The 13,922-nt window shown below is 70.6% G+C and carries 17 protein-coding genes; 12 read left to right on the forward strand and 5 right to left on the reverse strand.

Annotated features, from left to right (window positions below; translation table 11 throughout):
* Positions 1-153 precede the first annotated feature (153 nt).
* The 4 genes from lipB (at position 154) to ACIGA3_RS02020 (ending at position 3,237) form a co-directional block, all read left to right on the forward strand.
* A complete protein-coding gene (gene lipB / locus ACIGA3_RS02005) occupies positions 154-948 on the forward strand; it encodes a lipoyl(octanoyl) transferase LipB (protein ID WP_399709407.1) in 795 nt (264 codons plus the stop codon).
* A 120-nt stretch (positions 949-1,068) separates the two neighbouring features.
* Positions 1,069-2,034: a lipoyl synthase gene (gene lipA / locus ACIGA3_RS02010; protein WP_399709410.1), complete on the forward strand. Its 966-nt coding sequence runs from the start codon at positions 1,069-1,071 to the stop codon at positions 2,032-2,034.
* 229 nt (positions 2,035-2,263) lie between these two features.
* Positions 2,264-2,461 carry a hypothetical protein gene (locus ACIGA3_RS02015; RefSeq protein WP_399709412.1) on the forward strand — a complete coding sequence of 66 codons (198 nt, stop codon included), beginning with the start codon at positions 2,264-2,266 and terminating at the stop codon, positions 2,459-2,461.
* A 74-nt stretch (positions 2,462-2,535) separates the two neighbouring features.
* Positions 2,536-3,237, forward strand: coding sequence for a DUF4191 domain-containing protein (locus ACIGA3_RS02020; RefSeq protein ID WP_399709413.1), 702 nt, complete (start codon positions 2,536-2,538; stop codon positions 3,235-3,237).
* 72 nt (positions 3,238-3,309) lie between these two features.
* On the opposite strand, the gene ACIGA3_RS02025 is transcribed toward ACIGA3_RS02020, so the two are convergent.
* Complete coding sequence (locus ACIGA3_RS02025; protein WP_399709416.1) at positions 3,310-3,777, reverse strand: RDD family protein; 468 nt, start codon at positions 3,775-3,777, stop codon at positions 3,310-3,312.
* A gap of 209 nt (positions 3,778-3,986) precedes the next feature.
* On the opposite strand from ACIGA3_RS02025, the gene glnA reads away from it, so the two are divergent.
* Both glnA and ACIGA3_RS02035 read left to right on the forward strand, forming a co-directional pair.
* On the forward strand, positions 3,987-5,396 hold the full coding sequence (gene glnA / locus ACIGA3_RS02030) for a type I glutamate--ammonia ligase (RefSeq protein WP_399709419.1): 1,410 nt from the start codon (positions 3,987-3,989) through the stop codon (positions 5,394-5,396).
* A gap of 153 nt (positions 5,397-5,549) precedes the next feature.
* The gene (locus ACIGA3_RS02035; RefSeq protein ID WP_399709421.1) at positions 5,550-6,368 is read left to right on the forward strand and encodes a class I SAM-dependent methyltransferase; all 819 of its coding nucleotides are present in this window, start codon (positions 5,550-5,552) and stop codon (positions 6,366-6,368) included.
* On the opposite strand, the gene ACIGA3_RS02040 is transcribed toward ACIGA3_RS02035, so the two are convergent.
* Positions 6,365-7,360 carry an endonuclease/exonuclease/phosphatase family protein gene (locus tag ACIGA3_RS02040; protein ID WP_399710757.1) on the reverse strand — a complete coding sequence of 332 codons (996 nt, stop codon included), beginning with the start codon at positions 7,358-7,360 and terminating at the stop codon, positions 6,365-6,367. The genes ACIGA3_RS02035 and ACIGA3_RS02040 overlap by 4 nt on opposite strands.
* Before the next feature lie 90 nt (positions 7,361-7,450).
* Here ACIGA3_RS02040 and ACIGA3_RS02045 point away from each other — a divergent pair, with 90 nt between their 5' ends.
* Positions 7,451-8,125 (forward strand): response regulator transcription factor, encoded by a 675-nt coding sequence (locus ACIGA3_RS02045; RefSeq protein WP_399709424.1) that lies wholly within the window; start codon positions 7,451-7,453, stop codon positions 8,123-8,125.
* The gene (locus tag ACIGA3_RS02050; protein WP_399709427.1) at positions 8,118-9,221 is read left to right on the forward strand and encodes a sensor histidine kinase; all 1,104 of its coding nucleotides are present in this window, start codon (positions 8,118-8,120) and stop codon (positions 9,219-9,221) included. The genes ACIGA3_RS02045 and ACIGA3_RS02050 overlap by 8 nt, the downstream gene beginning before the upstream one ends.
* Before the next feature lie 51 nt (positions 9,222-9,272).
* Here ACIGA3_RS02050 and ACIGA3_RS02055 read toward each other — a convergent pair whose 3' ends face one another.
* Positions 9,273-9,524 (reverse strand): hypothetical protein, encoded by a 252-nt coding sequence (locus ACIGA3_RS02055; RefSeq protein WP_399709429.1) that lies wholly within the window; start codon positions 9,522-9,524, stop codon positions 9,273-9,275.
* Positions 9,525-9,807: 283 nt separating this feature from the next.
* Between ACIGA3_RS02055 and ACIGA3_RS02060 the strand changes: the two genes are divergently transcribed.
* The 4 genes from ACIGA3_RS02060 to ACIGA3_RS02075 all read left to right on the forward strand — a co-directional run bounded on the left by ACIGA3_RS02060 (position 9,808) and on the right by ACIGA3_RS02075 (position 12,954).
* Positions 9,808-10,065, forward strand: coding sequence for a hypothetical protein (locus tag ACIGA3_RS02060; RefSeq protein ID WP_399709432.1), 258 nt, complete (start codon positions 9,808-9,810; stop codon positions 10,063-10,065).
* 217 nt (positions 10,066-10,282) lie between these two features.
* Positions 10,283-11,338 carry a HEAT repeat domain-containing protein gene (locus ACIGA3_RS02065; RefSeq protein WP_399709434.1) on the forward strand — a complete coding sequence of 352 codons (1,056 nt, stop codon included), beginning with the start codon at positions 10,283-10,285 and terminating at the stop codon, positions 11,336-11,338.
* A gap of 95 nt (positions 11,339-11,433) precedes the next feature.
* A complete protein-coding gene (htpX, locus tag ACIGA3_RS02070) occupies positions 11,434-12,354 on the forward strand; it encodes a zinc metalloprotease HtpX (RefSeq protein WP_399709437.1) in 921 nt (306 codons plus the stop codon).
* Between the two features lie 3 nt (positions 12,355-12,357).
* Complete coding sequence (locus ACIGA3_RS02075) at positions 12,358-12,954, forward strand: hypothetical protein (RefSeq protein WP_399709440.1); 597 nt, start codon at positions 12,358-12,360, stop codon at positions 12,952-12,954.
* A gap of 23 nt (positions 12,955-12,977) precedes the next feature.
* On the opposite strand, the gene ACIGA3_RS02080 is transcribed toward ACIGA3_RS02075, so the two are convergent.
* Positions 12,978-13,247, reverse strand: coding sequence for a hypothetical protein (locus ACIGA3_RS02080; protein ID WP_399709443.1), 270 nt, complete (start codon positions 13,245-13,247; stop codon positions 12,978-12,980).
* A gap of 368 nt (positions 13,248-13,615) precedes the next feature.
* Positions 13,616-13,921, reverse strand: a complete 306-nt coding sequence (locus ACIGA3_RS02085; RefSeq protein WP_399709446.1) for a hypothetical protein — start codon at positions 13,919-13,921, stop codon at positions 13,616-13,618.
* Between the last annotated feature and the right edge of the window lies 1 nt (position 13,922).

A 13,922-nucleotide genomic window follows, 5' to 3' on the forward strand; every position in this document is an offset into this window, starting at 1 on the left:
GAGCAAGTCATCGCACAGTTCCCCGGGCATTCATCCGATCGTGTGAGGATTACCCGCGCGGCTGACGTCACCCGTCCGGACGTACAGTGGCGTGGGCGCCGTACGCGCCTGACAGGCCCGACGAGGGGTGCCCGGCCAAGGGAGGCGCTTGCCGTGAGTGAGCTGCGGTTCGTCCACATGGGGTTCGGCGCGGACGCCGTCGACTACCAGGAGGCGTGGGACGAGCAGCGCCGGGTGCACGCCGCCCGGTTCGCCGACGAGGTCTCCGACACCGTGCTGCTGCTGGAGCACCCGCCGGTGTACACGGCCGGCCGCCGCACCGAGGCGAGCGAGCGCCCGCTGGACGGCACCCCGGTGATCGACGTGGACCGGGGCGGCAAGATCACCTGGCACGGTCCGGGCCAGCTGGTGGGCTACCCCATCCAGAAGCTCCCCCGCCCGGTGGACGTCATCGCCCATGTGCGCCGCCTGGAGGAGGCCCTGATCCGCACCTGCGCGGAGTACGGGGTCGAGACCACCCGCATCGAGGGCCGCAGCGGCGTCTGGGTGCTGGGTGACCCGGTCGAGCAGCGCCTCGGCGGTCTCTCCCTCGACTTCGATCCCCGGATCGCCGACGAGGAGTTCGACCCCCGGATGAACGGTCCGGAGTACGCCCCCTCCAACGCGGGTCAGCGCCGCGAGGACCGCAAGATCGCCGCGATCGGCATCCGCGTGGCCAAGGGCGTCACGATGCACGGCTTCGCCCTCAACGTGAACCCGGACAACCGCTGGTTCGACCGCATCATCCCGTGCGGCATCCGTGACGCCGGGGTCGCCTCGCTCGCCAATGAGCTGGGCCGGGACATCACGATCGAGGAGGTCGTCCCGGTGGTCGAACGGCACCTGCGGGACGTCATGGCCGACGCGGATCTCAAGCCCAGGGTGATCGAGAAGCCCGCCGCGGTCTGACCGGGGAATGCGGCCTGCGTCCATGAGGTTTCCTCACCCGTAAGGCCCAATGAACACGGGCGTACTCTGGTGTACGCCGAAGAATCGAAGACTTACTTCGCAACAAGCAGGGAGCCGGTCGTGTCCGCAGTCGCACCCGACGGACGCAAGATGCTGCGCCTGGAGGTCCGTAACAGCCAGACCCCCATCGAGCGCAAGCCCGAGTGGATCAAGACGCGGGCGAAAATGGGCCCCGAGTACACCAAGATGCAGAACCTCGTGAAGAGCGAGGGCCTGCACACCGTGTGCCAGGAGGCCGGCTGCCCCAACATCTACGAGTGCTGGGAAGACCGCGAGGCGACCTTCCTCATCGGTGGCGACCAGTGCACCCGGCGCTGTGACTTCTGCCAGATCGACACCGGCAAGCCCGAGGCCCTGGACCGGGACGAGCCGCGCCGCGTGGGCGAGTCCGTGGTCACCATGGACCTCAACTACGCCACCATCACCGGCGTCGCCCGCGACGACCTGGACGACGGCGGCGCGTGGCTGTACGCCGAGACGGTCCGCCAGATCCACGCCCAGACGGCGGGCCGCGAGACCGGCCGCACCAAGGTCGAGCTGCTGGCCCCCGACTTCAACGCGGTGCCCGAGCAGCTCGCCGAGGTCTTCGAGTCCCGCCCCGAGGTCTTCGCGCACAACGTGGAGACGGTTCCGCGCATCTTCAAGCGCATCCGCCCCGGCTTCCGCTACGAGCGCTCGCTGAAGGTCATCACCGAGGCCCGCGACTTCGGCCTGGTCACCAAGTCCAACCTGATCCTCGGCATGGGCGAGACCCGCGAGGAGGTCGTGGAGGCGCTGAAGCAGCTGCACGACGCGGGCTGCGAGCTGGTCACCATCACCCAGTACCTGCGCCCCTCCGTGCGCCACCACCCGGTGGAGCGCTGGGTCAAGCCGCAGGAGTTCGTGGAGCTGAAGGATGAGGCCGAGCGGATCGGCTTCTCCGGTGTGATGTCGGGCCCGCTGGTCCGTTCCTCCTACCGCGCCGGGCGTCTCTACCAGATGGCCATCGAGAAGCGTGGTACGTACATCGCCGCCCAGGCGGTGTGAGCAAGCCGTGTGAAATCACGCACAAGTACCTACTGGCCAGTAGTGGCCGAGTCGACGCGGTCCCGGCCGTCCTCGCTGATGAGGGCGCTCCCGGGGCCGCGTCGGCGTGTACGGGACCTGCGCCCAGGTTTCACCACCGTTTGACCGGTCGGTCACGCACTGGTAACACCAATCAGTGACCCTGGAATCACGCCCCGTACACCACCCGCACCGAGGGGGGACCTCGATCATGCAGGCCGCACCCGTCCGCGCCACCGCCATCCCGTCCTTCACCGTCGCCCTGCGCGCGGTCGAGACGCTGCTGCTTCAGGGCGGCCAGCGCACCGCCCGCCGCAACGCCTGGACCTCCGTCCTGGAGGACCGCCGCCGCGCCAAGGACCGGGTCGAGGCGCAGCAGTTCCTCGACCGCGCCGCCACCCGTCTCTGACCCGCTCCCGCCCCGGTGTGACCCTCCCGACACCGCCGTCGAGAGTATCCCGGCGGCCACGTAGACTTCGTGGCATGGCGAGGAAGGAAACCGCGGCGGACGCCGCGAGCGCAGGGCGACTCAAGCAGATCGCTCTCACGTACAAGATGACCCAGAAGGCCGACAAGACGATCGGCCTGGTACTGGCTGCCGTCGCACTCGGTATCTTCGGTGTCCTCCTCGTGATCGGCTTCCTGGTCGGGCATCCGTACTACTTCGGCTTCGCGGGCCTGCTGATCGGCCTGCTCTCCGCGGCCGTCGTGTTCGGCCGCCGGGCCGAGCGGGCCGCCTTCGGGCAGATGGAGGGCAAGCCGGGCGCCGCCGCGGCGGTACTGGACAACATCGGCCGGGGCTGGGTGACCACCCCCGCGGTGGCGATGAACCGCAGCCAGGACGTGGTGCACCGCGCGGTCGGCAAGGCCGGCATCGTGCTGGTGGCCGAGGGCAACCCGAACCGGGTGAAGAGCCTGCTGGCGGCCGAGAAGAAGAAGATGAACCGCATCGTCGCGGACGTGCCGGTGCACGACGTGATCGTCGGTGACGGCGAGGGTCAGGTGCCGCTGAAGAAGCTGCGCACGACCATGCTGAAGTACCCGCGGGTGCTGACCGGCCCCCAGGTGACCGTCACCAACGACCGGCTGCGGGCGCTGGGCGACCTGATGAGCAACATGCCGCTCCCCAAGGGTCCGATGCCGAAGGGCATGCGGATGCCGAAGGGCGGCGGCAAGGCCCGCTGATTCTTCGACCGACTACGAAGGGGCGCCCGGAGTGACTTCACTCCGGGCGCCCCTTCTTCATGTCTTGTACGGCTAGATCCTGACCTCGACGGTCTTGGCGAGCCGGTCGTGCAGGCCCCGGCCGTCGCGGTCCCAGACCAGCGCCGGGATCGCCAGGCAGAGCAGGAAGGTGCGCAGCAGGGCGCGCAGCGGGTTGACGGTGCCGGTCTCCAGGGCGACGACGCGCAGCCCGAGGAGGCGCTTGCCCGGCGTGGAGCCGAGGGTGCCCACGGTGAGCGCGCTCATGACGAAGAAGAGGAGCAGGGCCCAGTTGCTGGTGGCCGGGCTGTTGCCGTGGGTGATCAGGCCGTATGCGATCAGCACGCACAGACCCCAGTCCACGGCGAGGGCGCCGAGCCGACGCCCCGGACGGGCGATCGAGTTCGGCCCGCTTTCCGGCAGACCGAGCTGCTCGCCCCGGTACCCGAAGTCGGCGCCCGCTTCTTCCATGGCCGCCCGCGGCCCGGAGAGCCACGACCCCATCACTTCCCTGTTGTCCACCCGACCACGGTACTGCGCCCGGATTCGGGCAGTACGCGCAGGGGTGTGTCGGGCTACGGTGGAGGCGTGGCCGGTTAACTTCTGCGAAACAAACGAGTCACGCCCGAGAAATCACCCGTCCCTAGGGTCGAGACCAGCGTGTGCCACCGCACTGGCCGCACGAACGATCTACCACCCCGGCGGGAACGGTCGGGAGTAGGAGGAGCTGGATGTTCCAGAACGCCGACGAGGCCAAGAAGTTCATCGCGGACGAAGACGTCAAGTTCGTCGACGTCAGGTTCTGCGACCTGCCGGGCGTCATGCAGCACTTCACCGTGCCCGTCCAGGCGTTCGACCCGGACGAGGAGCTGGCCTTCGACGGCTCGTCGATCCGCGGCTTCCAGGCCATCCACGAGTCCGACATGGCGCTGCGCGCCGACCTGTCGACGGCTCGCGTGGACCCGTTCCGCCGCGACAAGACGCTGAACATCAACTTCTTCATCCACGACCCGATCACGGGTGAGCAGTACTCCCGTGACCCGCGCAACGTGGCCAAGAAGGCCGAGGCGTACCTCGCCTCCACCGGCATCGCCGACACCGCGTTCTTCGGCCCCGAGGCCGAGTTCTACGTGTTCGACAGCGTGCGCTTCAAGACCGCCGAGAACGAGGCGTTCTACCACATCGACTCCGAGGCGGGTGCCTGGAACACCGGCGCGCTCGAGGACAACCGGGGTTACAAGGTCCGCTACAAGGGCGGCTACTTCCCGGTCCCGCCGGTCGACCACTTCGCCGACCTGCGTGCCGAGATCTCCCTGGAGCTGGAGAAGAACGGCCTCCAGGTCGAGCGCCAGCACCATGAGGTGGGCACGGCCGGCCAGGCCGAGATCAACTACAAGTTCAACACGCTGCTCGCCGCCGCGGACGACCTCCAGCTCTTCAAGTACATCGTGAAGAACGTGGCCTGGCGCAACGGCAAGACCGCGACCTTCATGCCGAAGCCGATCTTCGGCGACAACGGCTCGGGCATGCACGTCCACCAGTCGCTGTGGTCGGGCGGCGCGCCGCTCTTCTACGACGAGGCCGGTTACGCGGGCCTGTCGGACATGGCGCGCTACTACATCGGCGGCATCCTCAAGCACGCCCCGTCGCTGCTGGCCTTCACCAACCCGACGGTGAACTCGTACCACCGTCTGGTGCCGGGCTTCGAGGCGCCGATCAACCTGGTGTACTCGCAGCGCAACCGTTCCGCGGCGATGCGTATCCCGATCACGGGCTCCAACCCGAAGGCCAAGCGCGTCGAGTTCCGCGCGCCGGACTCCTCGGGCAACCCGTACCTCGCCTTCTCCGCGCTCCTCCTGGCGGGCCTGGACGGCATCAAGAACAAGATCGAGCCGGCCGAGCCGATCGACAAGGACCTCTACGAGCTGGCCCCCGAGGAGCACGCGGGCGTCGCCCAGGTCCCGACCTCCCTCCCGGCCGTCCTCGACCGCCTCGAAGCCGACCACGACTTCCTCCTCCAGGGCGACGTCTTCACCCCGGACCTCATCGAGACGTGGATCGACTACAAGCGCACGAACGAGATCGCCCCGCTCCAGCTCCGCCCTCACCCGCACGAGTTCGAGCTGTACTACGACGTGTGATCGTCGCTGCCTCTACGGCGAAGGCCGCCATCCCGACCGGGGTGGCGGCCTTCGCGGTATCGGAAGCTGGAGATGGTGAGGGATTCGCCGGAGGTCCGGGGCCGGTGAGGTCCTCGCGACTTCGACCGCCGCCAATTGACCGGAGCCGCCACCGTGACCGACCAGTCCGCCGCACACGCCGCCGCCGTCACCGACCGGGACCGTCTCGCCCGGAGTGCCTACAGCAGTGAGCGGGATCTCGCGGCCCGCCAGTCCCTCTATCAGTGGCAGACGCCTCGGTACGACCTGCCCGGCATTGTCACCGAGAAGCTGCGTGGTGTGCGGGGGCGGGTGGTCGATGTCGGTTGTGGCAATGGGAAGTTCGTCCGGCGGTTACGTGCGGAGAGGCCGGATCTCACGGTGCTGGGGCTGGATATCGCGCCCGGCATCGTCTCCGACGTGCCTGGCCCGGTCGCCGTGGCGGATGCCACCGCCCTGCCGCTGGCCGGGGGCAGCGTCGATGCCGCTCTGGCGATGCACATGCTGTACCACGTCGCCGACATCCCGCAGGCGGTGCGGGAGTTGGCCCGTGTCGTCGTCGGCGATGGGCTGGTCATCGCTTCGACCAACAGTGAGCGGGACAAGTCCGAGCTGGACGACCTCTGGCAGCGGGCCGCCGGTGACGTGCTCGACACGGAGCGCGGTCCGGCGCGCATCTCCCTGAGCGCTCGCTTCTCCCTGGAGAAAGCGCCTGCCTTCCTCGGGCAGGCATTCAGCCGCATCGAGACGATCGAGCTGCCCGGCACCATCACCGTGCACGAACCCGAGCCCGTCATCGCGCACATGGCCTCGTACCGGGCGTGGGCGGACCAGCACGATGTGCCTTTCCAGGACACCATCGAGAGGGCCCGCGGCATCCTCGTCGATCACTTGGCGCGGCACGGTTTCTTCCGGATCACGTGTCTCGGTGGCGTGCTCGTGTGCCGTTCCTAAGGCCAGGTCAGTGTGGCCGCCACCGGTAGGTGGTCGCTTCCGGCTTTGGGGAGGGTCCAGGAGCGGTTGGCCTCCAGGCCCCGGTACAGGATTTGGTCGATGCGGGCCATCGGGAAGGTGGCCGGCCAGGTGAAGCCGAAGCCGGTGCCGGAGGTTTGCTGGGTTGAGTGGAGGTGGGTGCGGAGAGCTGTGAAGGCTCGGTCGTCCAAGGTGCCGTTCAGGTCGGCCAGGAGGAGGACTCGGGGGTTGGGGTCGGTGGTGATGGACTTGGTGAGGGCGGCTGCGCCTATGTTGCGGCTGCTGGTCCAGAAGCCCCTGCGGGGCATGAGGCGGACGGAGCCGAGGTGGGCTACGTAGACCGCCAGGGGGCCGTTGGGGGTGGTGACCGTGGTGTGGAGGGCTCGGTTTTCGGGGAGTTTGGCGGCGGCCGACTTGGTGGCGGCCAACGGGCCGTAGTTCATGATGTCGATCGCGCGGGTCCCCGAGAGGGGGAGCTTGCTCCAGAGGCCGACGGTGCCGCGTATCGCGTGGTGCGGGTAGGTCTTGGCGAGCGTCTTCTCGTACAGCGGGGCTGCCTGCGGGGTCAGCTCCTCCAGGGCCAGGAGGTCGGCGCCCGAGGACGCCAGGGTGCGGGCGGTGCCGGTCGGGTCGGGGTTGGCGGCGCCGACGTTGTGGGCGGCCACGGTGAGGTCGCCGCCCGGGTGGGACTTGTCGGGGAGGAGGCCGCCGAAGAGGGTCGTCCACGCCACGGCCGGGAGCAGCAGCGCGGTCGCGGCGGAGAGGGAGCGGCGCCAGAGGGCGGCGGCCAGGAGTACGGGGATGAACACGCCCAGCCACGGCAGGACGCTCTCCACCAGGCTCCCCAGGCCCGCGAAGTCCGTGATCGTCGCGTGCAGCGGCAGGAGCAGGCCCAGCAGCAGCGCCAGCGCCGTCAGGACCGGGCCGCGCTTCCAGGGTTCCGGGCGGCAACAGGCGCGGAGGGCGTTTCGCATCATGCGGCCAGCCAAGACTGCGCGGTGTTGCCGCAGCGTATGCGCTTTCCGATACGCGGACGATACGTACGGCCTCGTAGCCTCGATGGCATGCGTGTGCTGATCGTCGAGGACGAGCCCTATCTGGCGGAGGCCGTCCGTGACGGGCTGCGCCTGGAAGCGATCGCGGCGGACATCGCGGGAGACGGGGACACCGCGCTGGAGCTGCTGGGGATCAACGCGTACGACATCGCCGTGCTCGACCGGGACATCCCCGGACCGTCCGGCGACGAGGTCGCGCGGTGGATCGTCGCCTCCGGCAGCGGGATGCCGATCCTCATGCTCACCGCGGCCGACCGGCTGGACGACAAGGCGTCCGGGTTCGGGCTCGGCGCCGACGACTACCTCACCAAGCCCTTCGACCTCAGGGAACTCGTGCTCAGGCTCCGGGCGCTCGACCGCAGGCGGGCCCATCACCGGCCGCCCGTAAGGGAGATCGCCGGGCTGCGGCTCGACCCGTTCCGCAGGGAGGTCCAGCGGGACGGGCGGCATGTCGCGCTGACCAGGAAGCAGTTCGCGGTGCTCGAAGTGCTCGTCGCCGCCGAGGGCGGGGTCGTCAGCGCGGAGGAACTGCTGGAGCGGGCGTGGGACGCGAACGCCGACCCGTTCACCAACGCCGTACGCATCACCGTCTCGGCCCTGCGCAAGCGGCTCGGCGAGCCCGGGCTCATCGCCACCGTGCCGGGGGTCGGGTACCGCATCGGCACCGGGGGCGAGCGTGGATAGGGCGCCGGGGCCGAGCGTCCGCCTCCGGCTCACCCTCAGCTACGCCGGATTCCTCATGCTCGCGGGCGCCCTGCTGCTCGCCGCGGTGTGGCTGTTCCTGCTGCGGTACGTGCCCGAGCGGGCGCTCATCGTGCCCTCGGGCACGCCGATCAGGTACGACGTCTTTCCCGTCCGGTCCAACCTGCTGCGCGTCTTCGCGCCGCGCGCGGCCGGGGTACTGGCGTTTCTGCTGGTGTTCGGGCTGGTGGGCGGGTGGTTCCTCGCGGGCCGCATGCTCGCGCCGCTGACCCGCGTCACGGAGGCCACCCGTAGGGCCGCGAACGGCTCCCTCTCGCACCGCATCCGGCTGCCCGGACGGAGGGACGAGTTCCGCGAGCTGGCCGACGCCTTCGACACGATGCTGGCGCGGCTGGACGCGCACGTGGCCGAACAGCGGAGATTCGCGGCCAACGCCTCGCACGAGCTGCGCACCCCCCTGGCGATCTCCAAGGCCCTGCTGGACGTGGCCCGCACCGATCCGGAGCGCGACACCGCCGAACTCCTCGACCGCCTCCATGCCGTCAACGCCCGCGCGATCGACCTCACCGAGGCGCTGCTCCTGGTCAGCCGCGCCGAGCAGCGGTCCTTCGAGCGGGAGGACGTCGACCTGTCCCTGCTGGCCGAGGAGGCCACCGAGACGCTGCTCCCGCTCGCGGAGAAGCACGGCATCTCCCTGGAGACCTCGGGCGAGATCACGCCCACGAGGGGCTCGGAGGCGCTGCTGCTCCAGCTCACGATGAATCTCGTACACAACGCGATCGTGCACAACCTGCCTGGTCAGGGCCAGGTATGGGTCAGTACGGCCGTCCTTCCGGAGGCGGTCGCGCTCACCGTCGAGAACACCGGCGAGCGCGTCTCCCCCGAGCTGGCCGCAACGCTCACCGAGCCGTTCCGGCGTGGCACCGAGCGCGTCCACACCGACCACGCGGGGGCCGGGCTCGGTCTGGCGATCGTCCAGACCATCGCCCACGCCCACGACGGCACCCTGACGCTCACCCCACGGCCCTCGGGCGGGCTCCGGATCACGGTGGAGCTGCCGGTGGGCGGGGCCGGGTGACGACAGAGGGCCGCCACCCCGGCGGGATGGCGGCCCTCTGTCGTCACGTGATCATCCAGGGACGACGATCACTACGACGCTGCCGTTGTTGTAGCCGTAGCCGGGGCCATAGCCGTGGTTGAAGCCGTAGCCCGGGCCGTAGCCGTAGCCGCAGTTGCCCCACCAGCCACAGCCGCGATTGGTCGGCACTTGGGTGGCCGTGGTGGCCGAGGCAGTGCCGGCGGTGGCGATGGCTCCGCCGGCTGCCAGGAGGAGACCGGCGGCGGATGCCGCCATGAGGCGCTTGGCGCGCTGTGCGTTCATGGACGTACCTTCCTTCCACCCCGCGTGCGGTACGCGACTGCACGGTTCGGATGGCCGCGCACTCGGAGTGGGAAGTCCGGCGCGGTCGGTGGGCTGGCCGCTTTCGGTCGCCGGGACGACGCTGGAACGCGTCCCGGCCTGCGGCACTCTCTCGATGCTAGGTGAGCACCTCCCGCTCGGCATCCGGAGCCGGACCGGGCCGGACCTGTGCAACCTTTTCCGCCGCTCGCGCTTCCTACTCTCGGGGGATCATGGTCCCCCGGACTGGAAAGGGTTGCGCGACATGGCCGAACAGGACGACTGGCAGCGGGAGTTCGACCTCAGATGGGCCGACTCCGCCGAACACAAGGAACCGTCCGCCCGGGCCCGGATGCTCGCGGCCCGCTGGAAGGAGAACCCCCCGGACCCGGCCCCTTTCCGGGCCGATCCGACGCCGGTGGGGTCCCGTAGGGGATCGTGGGTGTCGACGGCCGTGGTGCTGGGGTGCGTAGCGGCGGTGATCGTGCTGCTGGGGTGGGCGCAGATGAGGTCGTCCTATTAACGGCGGGGACCCGGCCGCCTGGCTGGAGCTGGACCAGCGTACGAGGGCCTGCTGGTCGCCGGATCAGCCGGGCGACAGCCGTACGCTGCTCGCCGCCTTCGCGACGGGCGGACCCCTCGGTGACGACCGGTTCGCGCGTGCCCTCTGCCACCGCGACGGGCGCGTCCGGCGCCGGGCGCTGGACGAGGTCGCCGGCCGTCCGGCGCTGTTCCCGCTGGTGGTCGTACGGTGCGCCGACTGGGCCGAGCCGGTACGGAACCGGGCCCGTGAGCTGCTCGCGGAGGCCCTCGACGCCGGGACATCCGTGGTCCTCGCCCCGATGATCCTGCGCGTCGGCGACCGGTACCGGGGTGACCACGCCCTCGGGCTGCTCGACGACGTACTCCGCCGGGCCCCCCGCGAGCACCTGGCCCCGCTGCTGGTGTCCGGCGACCGTGCGGTACGCCGGTTCGCCTACCGCATGGCCGTCGAGGAGGGCACCCTCTCCCCGGTCGAGCTGGCCCGTGCCGCCGCCGAGGACGACGACGCGGTCGTCCAGGGCCGGTGCGCCGAGGCCGCGCTGGCCGAGGGTCCCGGGGCGGAGGCGCTGGACATCCTGCTCGGCGCCCGGAATCCGCAGGCCAGGTCGGCCGGGGTGACCGCGCTGCGGCGACTTAGCCGGGCGGAGCGGGCCGTGGACTTCCTCGCCGACCGTTCGGCCCTGGTGCGGGCCTGCGCGCGGTACGTCGTACGGCAGCACGGGATCGACCCGCTGCCCTGGTACCGGGCGCGCTGCGCCGACCCGGACCTGCCGCCCGGTGCCGCGATCGGGCTCGCGGAGTGCGGGGACCGGGCGGACGCGCCCCTGTTGTGGGCCCTGCTGGAGCACCCGGCGCCGGGCGTGCGGGCGCGGGCGGTGGCCGGGCTGCGGACGCTGGACATGGCGGACGTACGACGGCTGCGGCCGCTGCTGGACGATCCGGCGCCCGGCGTGGTCGGCGAGGCCACGCTCGCCCTGCTGCCCTCGGCCCGCGACCTGCCCGAGGAGTGGCTGCTGCGGCGGCTGGACCCGGGACGGCCCCGCTGGGAGCGGGTGTCGGCGTGGCGGCTGCTCGGCGCGCATGGTGCTGTCGTACGGCTCCGGGCGGCCGTGCCGCTGCTCGATGACGCGGACGTACGGCTGCGGGCGTGGGCGGAGCACGCCGTCCTGCGGGTCGCGCGCCGGGAGCCGCGGGCATGGCGGAGCCCGGAGATCGCGGCGCTGCTCGACCGGGCCGAGGCGGTCCGCCGGTGAAGCGGGGAAGCCTTTGCCGCTCGCGGCCACAGGCATGGGCCGCGCCGGGTGCACACTGGACGCAGGGGGAGAGGTCGAGTGTGGGGTGATGCGTGATGCAGAGCCGTTTTCGCAGTGATCGTCGGCTGACCGTGCGGATGACGGTCACGCTGTTTCTGCTCGGGCTGCTGTACGTGGCGTTCGTCGCCGCGCTGATCGTGCTGCTGAAGTCGTGGGTGCTGGTCGCCGTGCTGGTGGCCGTGATGTTCGTGGCGCAGTTCTGGTTCTCCGACAGGATCGCCATGTACGCCATGCGCGGGCATGTCGTGGAGCGGGAGCAGTATCCCGAGCTGCACGCGGTGGTGGACCGGCTGTGCGCCATCGCGGACATGCCCAAGCCGGTGATCGCCGTGTCCGAGATGGACATGCCGAACGCGTTCGCCACCGGCCGGAACCCCGATCACGCGGTGGTCTGTGTGACCACCGGCCTGCTGCGGCGGCTGGAGCCGGCCGAACTGGAGGGTGTGCTGGCGCACGAGCTGTCGCACGTGGCGCACAAGGACGTCGCCGTGATCACCATCGCGTCGTTCCTGGGTGTGATCGCGGGGCTGATCGTGCGGTTCATGTTCTACTCCCAGCTGTTCGGCGGTGGCCGGCGCGACCAGAACACCGCCGCGATCTTCGCCGCGGTGATCGGTGTCTCGGCGGCCGTGTACGCGATCAGCTTCCTGCTGATCCGGGCGCTGTCCCGGTACCGCGAGCTGGCCGCGGACCGCGCGGCCGCGCATCTGACCGGCCGCCCCTCGGCGCTGGCGTCGGCGCTGACCAAGGTGTCCGGGGAGATCGCCCGTATCCCGACCAAGGACCTGCGGACGGCGCAGGCGTTCAACGCGTTCTACTTCACCCCGGCGACCGGCAAGGAGCCGGGCATCGAGCGGATCTTCTCCACGCATCCGCCCCTGGAGCAGCGGCTCGCTCAGCTGGGCCGGATCTCCGCGGAGCTGGGCGAGGCCGCCGCCCCCGAGAAGACGGGCTGATCATTGGGTCTGCTGGACATTCTGCTGGGGCGTACGAAGCCGGTGGCGCCCGATCTCGATCAGCTCTTCGCGCTGCCCTCGGCGGCGATCACCCTCCAGGCGGCGGCCGGTTTCACCCCGACCGGCGCGGGCGCGGTGTGCTTCGCCACGGTGGAGGGCGCGGCGTTCGAGCAGACGCACCGGGAGGTACGGGCCCTGCTGGACGCCGACGCCGAGCGCAGCGGGCCTCCGGTGGCGCTGACCCAGGACGACTACGGCTACTCCTGGCTCAGCTCCCACCGTTCCCCCGAGCAGCTCCCCGAGCTGGTGAACGATCTCCACGCGGTGAACAGCTCCCTGGAGGCCAACGGCTTCGGCCCCCAACTGCTCTGCTCCCTCGCGGCCTTCGAACGGGCGGACCAGGACGACGACCGCCGGCTGGCCCTCGTCTACCTCTACAAGCGCGGCACCTTCTACCCCCTGTGCACCCGCCCCGGCCACCAGCGCCGTGACAACGCCCTGGAACTTCAGGTGGCGTCGGCGCTGGAGGGGGACCTGCGGATCGAGAAGGACACCTCCCGGTGGTTCCCGCTGTGGGACGCGCCGGGGATGACGGGCTGAGCGGGATCGGAAGGCTTGAGGGGTCAGCGGCTCTTCTCCCGCTGCTGCCGCCGCGCCTCATGGGGACGCTCGCGGCGGTAGCGCCGCTCCCATCTGGCCTGACGGTCACGGCGGTCGCGGTAGGCGCGGTACGAGTCCGGGGGCGGGCCGCCGGGCGGCGGGGGCGGTGGTGGCGAGCCCCGGCCGCCTCTGAGGTACAGGCAGAGCAGCGCGACGGCGGCGAGCCAGTAGAGGTGGTTGCCGATGCCGAGGACGGCCAGGGTGAGGGTGGCGGCGACGATGAGAACGCTCATGACGGAACCTCCTGGCCATTCAAGGTATCGACGCCGCTACTGTGAGTGCATCTTCTTTTCGGGTGCCGGTGACTGTGGGTAAACGGCGCCCATGCCTCAACCCCCTTTCCCGCTCGATGAGTTCACCTACGACTGTGACGGCGAGCGGCTGAGCGCGGTACGGGCGGGCATTACGGGCGCCGGGTGGCCTCCGTGGGCCTGGGCGCACCGGGGGTGTTCGCGGCGGCGGCGTGGGACGAGCCGTTCGGCGACGGCACAGGCAGCTTCACGCCCGCGACCACCCGGAGGACGGGCGCAGGTTGGCGGCCGAGCTGCTGACGGGATGAGACCGGTGCCGGGCGCCCTCGGGAGGCGCCCGGGCGGCGGGCTCAGTGCAGCAGGGCCCGGACCATGCGGCAGGTGGTGTCGGACGGCGGGTGGACGCCGAGCTTGTCCGCCGTGTCGCGGATCGCCTCGTCGCGGGCCTGGGACGGGCGGTAGACGCCCGAGTCGAGCAGGGCTATGGCGAGGCGCATGGCCTTTAGGCGCCGGTTGTGCGACACGTACCACTCACGCGGCCGCCCCGCCGGCAGCGGGCACTTGACGCTGGGCGTGTACGGCGAGTCGAGCGGCACGGAACGCTTGGCGGTGGACTGGGTCGGCGACGGCTTGTTCCTCAGAGCGGCAGCGGGCACG

It is taken from the genome of Streptomyces sp. NPDC085596 (assembly GCF_044541565.1).
Taxonomy (GTDB): domain Bacteria; phylum Actinomycetota; class Actinomycetes; order Streptomycetales; family Streptomycetaceae; genus Streptomyces.

What these genes read in the sequence shown, in the direction of transcription:
- ACIGA3_RS02015 (WP_399709412.1), top strand. Translation starts at nt 2,264, where the DNA reads ATGCAGGCCGCACCCGTCCGCGCCACCGCCATCCCGTCCTTCACCGTC.
- ACIGA3_RS02020 (WP_399709413.1), top strand. Translation starts at nt 2,536, where the DNA reads ATGGCGAGGAAGGAAACCGCGGCGGACGCCGCGAGCGCAGGGCGACTC.
- glnA (WP_399709419.1), top strand. Translation starts at nt 3,987, where the DNA reads ATGTTCCAGAACGCCGACGAGGCCAAGAAGTTCATCGCGGACGAAGAC.
- ACIGA3_RS02040 (WP_399710757.1), bottom strand. Translation starts at nt 7,360, where the DNA reads ATGCGAAACGCCCTCCGCGCCTGTTGCCGCCCGGAACCCTGGAAGCGC.
- ACIGA3_RS02045 (WP_399709424.1), top strand. Translation starts at nt 7,451, where the DNA reads ATGCGTGTGCTGATCGTCGAGGACGAGCCCTATCTGGCGGAGGCCGTC.
- ACIGA3_RS02055 (WP_399709429.1), bottom strand. Translation starts at nt 9,524, where the DNA reads ATGAACGCACAGCGCGCCAAGCGCCTCATGGCGGCATCCGCCGCCGGT.
- ACIGA3_RS02060 (WP_399709432.1), top strand. Translation starts at nt 9,808, where the DNA reads ATGGCCGAACAGGACGACTGGCAGCGGGAGTTCGACCTCAGATGGGCC.
- htpX (WP_399709437.1), top strand. Translation starts at nt 11,434, where the DNA reads ATGCAGAGCCGTTTTCGCAGTGATCGTCGGCTGACCGTGCGGATGACG.
- ACIGA3_RS02080 (WP_399709443.1), bottom strand. Translation starts at nt 13,247, where the DNA reads ATGAGCGTTCTCATCGTCGCCGCCACCCTCACCCTGGCCGTCCTCGGC.